Origin of the sequence: Nitratidesulfovibrio liaohensis (genome assembly GCF_011682075.1) — a bacterium.
In the GTDB taxonomy this organism is placed as follows: domain Bacteria; phylum Desulfobacterota; class Desulfovibrionia; order Desulfovibrionales; family Desulfovibrionaceae; genus Cupidesulfovibrio; species Cupidesulfovibrio liaohensis.
On record NZ_VSMK01000111.1, the window covers coordinates 43,692 to 55,820 of the forward strand.

Consider the following 12,129-nt stretch of genomic DNA (forward strand, 5'->3'; position numbering starts at 1 on the left):
CGCCTGACTTCACCGGCCGATGTCCCCCCTGCGCCATCTAGAACATCCCCTTTTTGGCGATCACGTAATCGCCCGCCTGCAGCTGCACGTTCTGGCTAAGGTCACCCTTGTCGACCAGGTCGCCCGCGCGCACGACGATGACTTCCGGACGCCCGTCATGCTCGCGCACGATTTCCGTCCGATTCCGGTCGGCAAACCGCGTAAACCCTTCGGCGGCCAGCAGCGCCTCAAGCAGCGTCATGCCGTCGTGGTGGGCTACGGTCTTCGGGGTGTTCACGGCACCAACGACGTACACCGCCCATTTCGCACGGAAAGGAATGAACACCCTGTCGCCCGGCTTGAGCTCCACATCGTCCGAGGCAACACCCCGTTCGTAGAGATCGCGAAAACCGGTCCTCAGCACGTCCTCTCCACGCGACAGTGTTGCGCCATCAAGATCCGCCGTGGCTTCGGGAGCCACGCGGGTGAGCACTTGCAAAAGCGTAGTCCGCCCCACAAGGGGAACCATGCCCGGCTTCACGCCAGGCCCATGCACGATCACGCTGTTGTTCTGCGACGTATCCACACTCACGGTAACAACCGGATTGCGCACGATTTCGCCGTATTTCCCGGCTATCTTCGTCTGCAATTGCTCCGGGGTTTGCCCGGCGGCATCCACATCGCCAACACCCGGCAGCGTCACCTTGCCGTCCGGCCTGACCGTCACCTTGACAGACAGTTCCTTTTCACCCCACACATTGACGTTGATCACGTCTCCGTATCCGACTACATACTCGAACGAGTAACCGACAGACGCGCACACAAGCACAGCAACAACAGCTACGACTCCAGCAAAATATTTCACTATCGTGCTCCTGCTCCTAAAAGTACAACGGAGAATGTTCTCGCAAGAATCTCCATATCCAGCATCAGCGTACGGTTCTTGATGTAATAGAGGTCATAGCGCAGCTTTTCGAGCGCATCAGACTTGCTGGCCCCATAGGGGAAGCACACTTGCGCCCAGCCGGTAAGCCCGGGCTTCACGGCGTGGCGCTGATCATAGAAAGGCACTTCGCGCACCAGTTCGGAAACGAATTCGGGGCGTTCCGGGCGGGGCCCGATGAACCCCATGTCCCCGCGCAGCACGTTGAAAAGCTGCGGAAGTTCATCGATGCGGCAGCGGCGCAGAAAACCGCCAAGGCGGGTCACCCGGCTGTCATTGACACGGGCCCATACCGGCCCGGTGTCCCTTTCCGCGCCATCGCGCATGGTTCTGAACTTGTAGAGCGCAAACGGCTTGCCTCCCCGCCCCACCCGAACCTGCCGGAACAGTATGGGCCCGAGTGAATCGAGGGATATGGCAAGCGCCACGACGGGCAGAAACGGGGCCACCAGGAAAAGCGCCAGGAGCGCCAGCACGATATCCGCAAGCCGCCTGGCGCATTCTTCCCAACGCGCCCCACCGAAGCCCGGCGCGAAAATGAACCAGCCGGGGGTGATGCCCTCGATGTTCAGCTTGCGCGTGACAAGCTCGTAGAAGGTGGGCGCATCAAGCACCCGCACCCCGCGCAACCGGCACCTCAGCACGGCATCGAGGGGGAACGTGCCACGCCGTTCCGACAGGCTGACCACGATGATCCGCACGCCTTCCCGGTGGGCGAGATCCGCCAGCCAGTCCGCATCGCGCTCCGCCGCCTCCGCCCCCGGATCAGGGCACTGGACGACTGCTTTCACCCGGTACCGCCCGTCGGCATCGGCCACCAGAGCCGTCACCCTGCGGATGCCCTCGGCATTGCCAAGCACGAGAACACCCCGCACCAGCGCGGGAAATACGTGCCAGTAAGAGGATGCAAGAACGCACCCCCCCCGCAGCAGGGCAAACCAGAGGAGCGCCCACAGAGCCAGGCTTTCGCGTTGCAGCAATAGGCCGGTGCCGAAATGCAGCGGCACCAGCACCACCGCTGCCGCAAACACGGCAAGGACGGTTCCGCCCACACCCGGGGAGACTTCGTCCCCTCTGGCCTCCAGCGCTTCCACCGTGGCCGCGCACAGCAGCAGGACGACAGCCAACGCCAGCAGGTCGCGCAACGGCGGCGCCGCCACACCGTGCGGTGACGACGACAGCACGGCAAAAAGCAGCGCCAGCGCCACCCAGGCGGAATCACGCAACAGATGGATGATGGACAGGCGGCTCATTCCCAACCTCGCTAGTTGCCAGCCTTGCGCAGCAGTTCCCTGGCTTGGGCCGCCTCGGGGAAGTCGGGGGTCTGAAGAGCCACGCGCAGTTCTTCCGCGGCCTTGTCCTTGCGCCCGGCCTTGAAGTGCGCCTCCGCATGGTGGTAGCGCAACGTGGGATTGTCAGGTGCCGCAGCCACCGCGCGACCGTATGCCCGCGAGGCCTCGTCGGCCCTGCCGTTGGCCATCATGCAGGCGCCAAGGGTATCAAGCACATCGGGATTCTCGGGAGAATGCGTGTACGCCTGGAGGGCCAACCGCAAGGCCATCTGCGCCCGCCCGTTCTGGTGCAAATAGGCCATGGCCAGGTTGTTCATGGCCACGACATTGGCCGGAGCCAGGCGCAATGCCTTTTCGTAGACGGGAATGGACTGGGAGTACGCCTTGCGGCGCATCTGCAGCGTGCCCATGGCCAGCAGGGCAGGCACATCGTCGGGCTGGGCCTTCAGGGCTTCCTTGTAGCAGGCCTCCGCCCGTGCAAGGTCCCCGCCCCGCTCAAGCATCCCCCCCATCGCCAGCAGCAGGTCCGCGCTTCCCTTCTGGCGATACGCCGCATCAAGGAGCTGGATTCCCTGTTCGCGCTGCTGCATGCGTTCAAGCGCATAGGCTTCGAGCATGGTCGGCAACGACGATCCGCCATCCCGCAGGCCAAGCGTGCGCGCCGTCTCGGCGGCCTCCTGGTTGCGCCGCATGTGGGTAAGCAGGCGATAGCGGCCAATCAGGGCCTCGCGCGGTCGTTGCGCCTCGATGCTGCTGTAAAGGGCGAGCGCGGCATCCGGCTTGTTCTCGCGCACCAGCAGCACGGCGAGAGCCTCGCGCAGGGCTTCCTGGTTGTCGGCCTGCAGCGCCGCCTCCAGTATCTGCTTCGCCTTGTCCGTGCGCCCTGTCGCGGCGGCCCGATTGGCCACCACGAGCACAACCTGGAAGTCCTTGCTCGCGAGCGCCTTGTCGAACCGCGCATCCGCCTCGGCCGTTCTGCCCAGCAGATCAAGCAGCGCCCCGGACGCCACAAGGAAGCCCGGGGAGTCGGGTGAAACGGCAAGATACGCCTCACTCTCGGCCAGCGCCTGCTCCACCCTGCCTGCCCCGGCATGGACGCGCAGCCCGGCAAGATATGCATCGGCAAATGCCGGATCGGCCCGGTGGGCTTTCGCCACCGCGTCAAGCGCCTTGGCCTCCTTGCCCGCATTGGCATAGAGAGGAACCAGCATCGTATACAGCACGGCGTCCTGCGGGGTGTTGTTCATCCCTTCGAGGACGGCCTTCTCCGCCTTGTCCATCTCTCCGCGCCCCAAATGAAAGGCATACAGCGCATTGCGGGCGATGACGTTGTCCGGGGCCGCGACCACGGCGGTGCGCAGGTCGGCCAGGGCCTCGTCCATCCTTCCTTCGGACTGCTTCAGCGTGCTGAGCTGCAACAGGGCGCCGACATGCGCCGGCTCCTGGGCCAGACCGGCCTCCAACTCCTTCTCGGCGCCTCTCTTGTCCTTTCCGGCCAGGAGCACCCCGGCCATCAGGAAATGCGCATTGGCGTCTCCCGGATTCCTGTCGAGAAGCTTCCGGGCCTCCTGCATCGCCTCATCCAGGCGGCGCTGGGCCAGCAGGATGGTGCACACCATCCGCCGGGCCGCGTCATGGTCCGGGGTGGACGCCAGCACCGTATTGAACTGGCTCAGGGCCATTTCCAGGTCGCCCTTGGCATAAAGCGCCATCCCCAGCTTGTAGTAGCCCTCGACGCTGGGGCGCAGCGCGACGCTGCGCTGCAGAAGGGTCGCCGCTTCGGCGTAGTTCTTCCTGGTGGCGGCCAGGGCGCCCTCCAACAGGAACACCAGGGCGCTGTCCTTGAAGTCCGCGCGCATGGCGGCGGCCGTCTGCGCGGCCTCGGCCTCGTTGCCAAGCTGCAGTTGGAGCACGCCCATCATGTACCGGGCGTTTTCATCACGGGGGGTCAACTGGGTGATCTTGCGAAACGCGGAAAGCGCCTTGTCCGCCTCTCCCTGCCGCAACAGGATGTCGCCCTGAAGCGCGAGGGCCGCCGTATCATCGGGGGCGACGGAAAGGGCCTCTTGCAGCACGGATGAAGCCGCGCGCAGATCGCCCCGATACAGGAAAAGGCGCCCCAGCGCCAAACGAGCAGATATGCGTTTGGGATCAAGGCCGAAGGACTGTTCCAGGGCCTTGCGCGCTTCGTCCGGGCGCCTGGCCTGGCCATACGCAAGTCCGGCCAGCTCGCGCGAGGCAGCGGTGGCACCCGCATGCTCCTCGAACTTCTGGACATGAACAAGCGCCTGCTCCGGCAGGTTGCGCGCAACGTACACTTCACCCAAGGCAAGGTTCAGCGTCGGGTCATTTGGCTGCTGCCGGTAGCACTTCTGAAGCTCGTTCTCGGCCAGATCAATCTTGCCAAGGGCATAGTAGGCGCGGCCCAGTTCAAGATGCAGCGTGTAATCACCGGGGTTCTTTTCCAGCGCATTTTTGAAAAGCACCACGGCGCCAGCCGGGTTGCCTTGCCCCATCAGCTTGCGCCCTTCGGACAGGAAGTCCCCTGCCTTGTCGGTTCCGCAGCCAGAGATGGGCAGCAGGATCATGACCAAGCAAACGAGCCAGCGAAGATTGTTCCACACGGGGGCCTCCGATTTCTCGAAAAACGGATGTGCCCCCCATAAGAGCCAATACCATGCCAGCGGGCCGCGCCGAATCTGAGCAAAAAAACATTATGTATTTTACAATATTATAAAAAAATACACGCGAACCCTTCGGGCAATACGTATTGATAACCAAGACCCGCATGATAAACTGGACACTGGTCGTGATAGTTTGGACAAAAAAAGTGTCTGCCCGCACCTGTTGATTCCGCGTGAAACCAACACGGTGAAGACAAACACATCCATGACCATTCCGATCAATAACGAACGCACCGGAGCCCACCTACCGGGTGCAGGGCATCCCATGCACGCCACGCAACGCATCCGGTCACCCACATGCCACGCGCTACCGGGCACTGGGCAATGCCGCACACGCCTGCAGCTCATGCATCTTGCGAATCTGGAGGGGCTGCCCCTGCTACCTCCCTCCCCCCGTGCAATGGTTACAATATGGAACCGGCTCGATGTAGAATGTTCATGCCGTTCCGCTTGTCGGAAAATCCGACACCTGTAAATTCTCTCGACACACCACGGCGTCGTGTCCACTTTCTGTTTGCTGTGACAAAAGGAACCTCACCAACGCACGAAGTGAAATGATATCAGGCGTTACAAACGCTCCACCCACGACAAGCCTGTCACCAACAGCCATGTAACGTATCTGGCAATTGAACGTCACAACCTCTTCATCCGAAGGAAATGTAAACATCAATTCGAAAATGCCTGCCTCTCTCATGGCCCTTTCGTATTCTACACACGCATGATGTATCTCAGCCCTGACACCACATAAAGATATATTCCTTATGACAGTCGGAGTACATCTGTACTGATTTTCGCCTTCTGAAACATGCGCTATGGCATCAATTTTTGCAAACTTGCGATGAACCCTCCTTTTTTCAATATCATTATTCATATAGCTAACATAACCACTTTCGAAGAATGTGTTCAGTATTCCGGAAGCAATTTGTCCAGGAGAACACTTCAGACATTCAGAAACATTTGCGAGGCGCGACCCTGCTTGCATATCTACTTCAACACTCATCACAACAGCGCCCTCACTTGCGGGATTCCCGCCTTTAAGTGGTTCGCATACCAATCATACTGTACATCATTACACTCCGCGAACAGAACCTTGGCGCACCGCGTTGCCACCAGACTCCATGCCACATTCATGCCAAACAAAAATCAAACAACAACAGCATATTATAAAAACACAGCCACGCAGGCGCGACACACTTCTGTCGAAAAACCTCGCACCGGCACTCCGCTGGCATGAAACTGGCTTGAGCCTCACCAAAGGCTCAACCGCGCAGATCAGCCACACAGAGGCCACCATGCTCGCAATCGCCGACAAAAGACGCACCATTCGCATCAAGCGGTCTTCCCTGCTCCAGTGCAAACTGGACTCCCTGGACAGGCCAGCCATAAAAATCGCGGAAACGCCCGACGAATATACGCGGGCGTTTCGGCTTGTGTATGAAGAGTACCTGCGCTCTGGTTACACCAGGCCGCACCCTTCTCTCATGCACTACACCATCTGGAGCATGCTGCCGCAAACGTCCGTCTTCGTCTTCAAGAGTTACCACGACGTGCTATGCACGCTATCGCACATACCAGATTCGGACATGTTCGGGCTCCCTCTGGACTCCTTGTACAAGCCTGAAGTCGACAAGCTTCGAGACAAAGGAAGAAGCATTGTCGAAGTAGGTGCTCTTGCGACGCAATACACGCGCAGATGGACAAACCTCATGGTCTATCTTGCAAAGGCCATGTTCCAGTATTCCATCATGTCCCATGTCGATGACATCGTCATTACCGTAAACCCCAAGCATGTAAATTTCTATACACAGATATTCCTGTTCAAGCCTTTTGGAGAAGTTCGCCATTACGGCTCCGTGAATGCCCCTGCGGTGGCATTGCGCATAAATCTTTCCGAGACCGTGGATGAACTCAAGGAAAAGTATGACAACACCGACGACTTCGACACCAACCTTTTCACATTCTTCGTCCGCATGAACAGCGGCGAGACGGACACCAAGGACAACCCCGTCAAGCGGGACCAGCCCCTTGATCCGTACACCGCCTATCATCTGTTGCGCCAGCGCCCGGAACTTCTGGACCAATTGGCCGAAGAGCAACGCGACTTCATTGAAACGATCTACCACCGGGCTCTGTTCAACCACTTCTCGACACACCCCGCCCACCCCGAAACGCCCAGCGGTGTCCCGTTGGACATGCTCAAGCTCGAAAACCGGGACGCGTACACCGATGTGGCCTTCTGCAGAAACCTGGGCCTGGTGGACTACGCCGGACAGCGCAAGCTGCTCGGCTCCCGCGTGGCCATTGCGGGGCTGGGCGGCGTGGGCGGCGTGCACCTGATGACGCTTGCCCGCACCGGAATCGGCAATTTCAACCTGGCCGACTTCGACGCGTACTCGCCCGTCAACATCAATAGACAGTACGGAGCGAGCATCGCCAGCTTCGGGAGAAACAAGCTCGACGTCATGACCGAGCGCGCGCTCAGCGTGAATCCGTTCATGGACATCCGCGCCTTTCCCGGAGGCGTCACCGCCTCCTCGCTCGACGACTTCCTCAAGGATGTCGACCTGGTGGTGGATGGCATAGACTTTTTTGCGCTTGACGTGCGCCGCCAGCTGTTCAACCGCGCCCTTGCGCTGGGCATTCCCGTCATTACCGCCGCGCCGCTCGGGTTCTCTTGCGCACTGCTCGTATTCACACCGGGCGGCATGAACTTTGACGACTACTTCGACATCACGGAACACACCGAAAAAATGGAGGCCTACCTGCGCTTCGGCATGGGGTTGGCGCCCCGCCCGGCTCACCTTGGCTACATGGACAGGCGGTTCGTCAGCCTGCACGATCGCCGGGGTCCTTCGCTGGACATCGCCTGCCACATGTGCGCGGGCATGGCCGCCACGGAGGCGGTCCGCCTGCTGTTGGGCAAAAAAGGGATCAGGCCGACGCCGTACTTTCGTCAGTTCGACCCACTCACGGGGCGATTCACGACCGGGAAGCTGCGCCAGGGCCTGCGGTCGCCCCTGCAACGGCTGAAGCTTGCCATCGCCCGACGGTTCTTTCTCGGCACGCCGCGCACCGGCGCCCTGCGCCCCCCCGATCCGGAAATGGTGGGCCTGCGCCAGGACATCCCCCCCGCAACGCTGGAATACATCGCGCAGGCAGCCACCCGGGCGCCATCGGGCGACAACGTGCAGCCATGGCGCATCGCTATGCACGAGACCGGCATACACATCCACGCGGCAAGACAGGCGGACGACTCATTCTTCAATTACCGGCAGGTCGCCACCCTGCTTGCCTGCGGGGCGGCCGTGCAGAATGCCGTCTTCGCCGCCGGCAGTGTCGGGCTGGACGCCGACCTTTCGCTGTTCCCGGACGAACAGGAGCACGACCGCGTGGCGTCGCTTCATTGCACCCCCATTGGAGTGCAAAGCCACGAGATCATGGCGGCGGCCCTCTGGCGGCGGCACACCAACCGGCGCATGTATTCGGCCAGCCCCATACCGCCCGCCGTGCGCGACCGGGTTGATCACATCGTCGGCGAACAGCAGGATGCGGCACTGGTCTGGGCGACCGCCATGGCGCAGCGCAAGACTCTGGCCAAGGCCGTCTACCTTGCCGACAGGGTACGCGTGGAGCGGCCCGACCTGCACGAGCACCTGATGCGCTTCATCCGCTTCGAACCACAGAAGGGGCCATACGGCGACGGGCTGCCCCTGGGCAACCTGGAGGCGGGTCCACTGGGCGAGATGTACCTGCGCGGCCTACGGCCATGGCACGCCATGCATGCGGCGAACCTGATCGGGCTCGGCAGGCTCATGCCGCTGCACGGCGCGCTCAGCGTTCTGCGAAGTGGTGGCGTGGCGCTGCTGCTGGCCAACGGAGAGGCCGAGGCGGACATTGTCCGCGCGGGCATGGCCTGGCAACGCGCATGGTGCGCCCTGGAGCACATGGGCTACGCATTGCAGCCTCTTGCAGCCCTGCCGCTGCTGCACCTGCGCATTCGCCTGGGAGACGCGGAAACACTTTCGCCTTTCCATGTATCCCTGCTGGAAAAGGCGTGGAACCTGCTTGCCGAGGCATTGCCGCATCCATCGGACAAACTGCCGGTCATGCTGTTCCGGACGGGCATCGGGTCCGCCATTCGGCATGGCACCTATCGACTGGCACTGTCGGAAATCCTGATTCCCGACAACCTGGCCTGATCCTGCCGCCCAAGCCCGGAACCGTGCTGCGGTTCCGGGCCGAAGGCACGCCTTCGCCACCCCGCCTCCGTCCCCCCCGCATGTCGGAAAAGACAACACACCGTCGGCGGCCTCATGCCGCACGAAACGCTCATCCCGGCCCCCTCTCGCGCACCGTTCCGCGTTGCTTGTCGGATAGGTTAACATTCCGCCTTCCAACCGGACACTGGAATCAAGGCCAAAAATTATCGCAAAATGCTATAACAAAAAAACTAAACACCAATTGGCACAACGCTTGCTTATTTCAGGCCATCGACCTTGGCGGCCGTCCTCAATTTTCGAGACAAGGAGCAAATGAGATGAAGCGCATAGTATCAACGATTTGCAGCACTATCATCATCTCTACACTGATGATGTCCAGTGCCTGGGCGTCCCCCATCGCGTCGTGGGACTACACGGTCGATGGTGCTTTCATCAACTGGTCAACCACCGTGGGCACCAGCGGCGATTACAGTTCGCCGGTGCAGGGCATCACCACCAATGTGGCCGACTACAAGTATCTGACATATGACCTGGATGCGGGCGTCCCCGTCCCTCCGGGCACGTATGCTGAAGGATACTCGAAGCTTTCCTGGGGCGACTACATCTGGAGCGGTCCGGGTCCCGTCTACTCGCAGGTACCGGGCGCCTCACTGAGTTCCATCGGGATCATCGCAAGCAGCGGTACGCTCATCACCGACGGTCCGGCCTCGCTCGGCATGCAGTTGTACCATGACAACAACGTGATCCTCGGCGGTTCGATCCAGCTTGAATCCGGCATGGTTCGGGCCATTCTGCAGCTTACCCCTTCGGGCTTCCCCCCGCTGCCCGTCTTTTCCACCACGCTGGACTTCCTGTTCTTTGAAACCCCGAACGGCACGCCCACCGAAAGCGACGTGTTCGTCCTGCTGAACCCGGAAGTAACCGAAGAGACGTTCCACTACTACGGCGTCGACTACGTGTTCAGCTTCGGCGGCTCGTTCGGCCTGATACCCGATGCATACCTTGCCCTGCTCGGCCTGCCTGCCGGGTCCGTGGGCTGGATCACCACCGAAAACGCACTCACCACGCACGACACGTTCGTCAGCATCACGGCGCTGCCCACTCCGGAGCCCTCCTCCATCATCCTGATGGGGCTCGGCCTCCTGGGCCTCTTCGGCCTCCGGCGGCACGCCCGAGCCTAACCCGCCCGCGGACGACCTGTCGGAATTCCTGACAGTCGATCGCCTCAACCTTTGCACAATCAGGAGCCCTCGAACGGAGGGCTCCTGTTCAAACGACGGCTCGGTATATCCAGCAGGAGTTCATGCCATGAAACGCCTTGCCACATTCTTCCTGACACTGCTTATCCCCCTGTTGCTCCAGACATCAGCATCGGCCAGCATCGTCACCCAGTGGAACTATACCGTCGATGGGGTATTCGTTGAGTGGGCCAACACGCTGAACGACAGCAACGTATACGGTGACAGCACCAACGGCATAACCGGCAGCAGCGCAAAGACCCTGACCTACAACTATGACGGCGGTGTCCTTGTCGATCCTGCGAAAAGCGTCACAGGCTATTCCAAGCTCAGCTGGGGCGACTACTACTACAACGGCAGACGGTACGTAAGAGAGAACGTCAACCCACTGAGTTCCATCGTCCTTGCCGCGACCAGTGGCGTAATAGACACCAACGGCGCCGCCAAGGTCGGCCTTGTTCTCACGCACAACAATAACGCAATCCCGGCAAGCAACCTGGATCTGGCGAGCGGCATCGTCCGCGCTATCTTGAAGCTTACGCCCGTGGGCGGCAGCGCGCTGCCGGTATTCTCCACGTCCCTCGACTTCGCCTTCTATGAAACCCCCAACAACAGCAGCACCCCCAATGACGTCTTCGTGCTGCTGAATCCCGAAGTCACCCAGGAAGCCTTCCACTTTTACGGCATCGATTACGTGATGGACTTCACCAAGTCCTTCTCCCCCATTCCCGTCGCATACCGCACCGCCCTTGGCCTTGCCGCGGATGCCGTGGGTTGGGTGACATCCGAAGGCGCCACCACCATCCACGAAACGCTGCTGACCATCCGTGCTCTTCCGACGCCCGAACCCACTTCGGCGCTGCTGATGGGCATCGGGCTCGGTGGCTTGGCCCTGCTATCGCGGCGTGCAAGGCGCACTGCCTAGTTCCCCCCTCCGACAAACAAAAGCGGAGTCCCCTGATGGGGGCTCCGCTTTTCATTTCACGAAAAGGCGGGGGCGCCTGGAATCAAACGTCACCATGCCCATCGCCAGTCACACGAAGCGACTGGCATACGAAGCGAACAGCACACGGAACGACTGGCACACGAAGCGATTGGCACACGGAGCGATTGGCAACGCAAGGTGCAGCTACCACAACTCCCATGCACCCGCATACAACACCCACAAGCCGAGCAGCCCATTGGTCACGGCATGCGCCAGAACGCAGCACCCGAGGCTTCCTGTCCGCAAGGCCACCATGTTGTACGCTGCCCCGGCCAGCATTCCCGCCACCACAAGGTGATGTTCCAGACCGAAGAGTATGGCCACGGCAAGGAACGACAAGGGGTGGAAACGGGACAACGGCACCCGGCGAAAATCCCCGCCCTGAAGATGGCGCATCAGGAAAGAACGCCAGAACAGTTCCTCTGCCAGGGGAACCAGTACCGCTGCCCCAATGAACCGGATGGCGAGCAGCAGGGGACGTGCCGCATCTCCCCAGGCCCGATGCGGAAAGGCAACGGGCGTTCCCACACGGCCCCACGGCACATCAAGGGCCAGCCACGCCGCAAATACCGCCACGCCCACCATGGATGCGAACAGAATGCCACGCCCGGTCATATCCGCCAGTCTGAGTTCCGGGCACTTCGGCAGGCACACCCCCAACGTAAGCGTCACATCACCTCCTTCTACCGCCCTCGTTTGAAATCCTGCATGCTCATCCTCCAATCAAGGAGGTGCGGGTATGCCGTCGAATCGCAGGCGAAGGTCGAAAAAGGAGTCTTATTGGCGGG

General features: G+C 61.0%; 8 protein-coding genes. 3 read left to right on the forward strand and 5 right to left on the reverse strand.

Annotated features, from left to right (window positions below):
- Positions 1 to 37: 37 nt before the first annotated feature.
- The 4 genes from FVW27_RS21170 to FVW27_RS05045 form a co-directional block, all read right to left on the reverse strand.
- A complete protein-coding gene (locus FVW27_RS21170; protein WP_167123289.1) occupies positions 38 to 844 on the reverse strand; it encodes a polysaccharide biosynthesis/export family protein in 807 nt (268 codons plus the stop codon).
- On the reverse strand, positions 844 to 2,175 hold the full coding sequence (locus FVW27_RS05035) for a TIGR03013 family XrtA/PEP-CTERM system glycosyltransferase (RefSeq protein ID WP_167123291.1): 1,332 nt from the start codon (positions 2,173 to 2,175) through the stop codon (positions 844 to 846). Before FVW27_RS05035 ends, FVW27_RS21170 begins: the two co-directional genes overlap by 1 nt.
- 11 nt (positions 2,176 to 2,186) lie before the next feature.
- A complete protein-coding gene (locus FVW27_RS05040) occupies positions 2,187 to 4,802 on the reverse strand; it encodes a tetratricopeptide repeat protein (protein WP_208294638.1) in 2,616 nt (871 codons plus the stop codon).
- Between the two features lie 532 nt (positions 4,803 to 5,334).
- Positions 5,335 to 5,898, reverse strand: coding sequence for a hypothetical protein (locus FVW27_RS05045; RefSeq protein WP_208294639.1), 564 nt, complete (start codon positions 5,896 to 5,898; stop codon positions 5,335 to 5,337).
- Positions 5,899 to 6,016: 118 nt separating this feature from the next.
- Here FVW27_RS05045 and FVW27_RS05050 point away from each other — a divergent pair, with 118 nt between their 5' ends.
- The 3 genes from FVW27_RS05050 to FVW27_RS05060 all read left to right on the forward strand — a co-directional run bounded on the left by FVW27_RS05050 (position 6,017) and on the right by FVW27_RS05060 (position 11,281).
- On the forward strand, positions 6,017 to 9,097 hold the full coding sequence (locus FVW27_RS05050) for a ThiF family adenylyltransferase (protein ID WP_243838221.1): 3,081 nt from the start codon (positions 6,017 to 6,019) through the stop codon (positions 9,095 to 9,097).
- A 338-nt stretch (positions 9,098 to 9,435) separates the two neighbouring features.
- Positions 9,436 to 10,299, forward strand: a complete 864-nt coding sequence (locus tag FVW27_RS05055; RefSeq protein ID WP_167123297.1) for a THxN family PEP-CTERM protein — start codon at positions 9,436 to 9,438, stop codon at positions 10,297 to 10,299.
- 127 nt (positions 10,300 to 10,426) lie between these two features.
- Entirely contained in the window at positions 10,427 to 11,281 is an 855-nt protein-coding gene (locus FVW27_RS05060; protein ID WP_167123299.1) for a THxN family PEP-CTERM protein, read from the forward strand.
- A 204-nt stretch (positions 11,282 to 11,485) separates the two neighbouring features.
- Here FVW27_RS05060 and FVW27_RS05065 read toward each other — a convergent pair whose 3' ends face one another.
- Positions 11,486 to 12,013, reverse strand: a complete 528-nt coding sequence (locus tag FVW27_RS05065) for a CAAX prenyl protease-related protein (protein ID WP_341806090.1) — start codon at positions 12,011 to 12,013, stop codon at positions 11,486 to 11,488.
- Between the last annotated feature and the right edge of the window lie 116 nt (positions 12,014 to 12,129).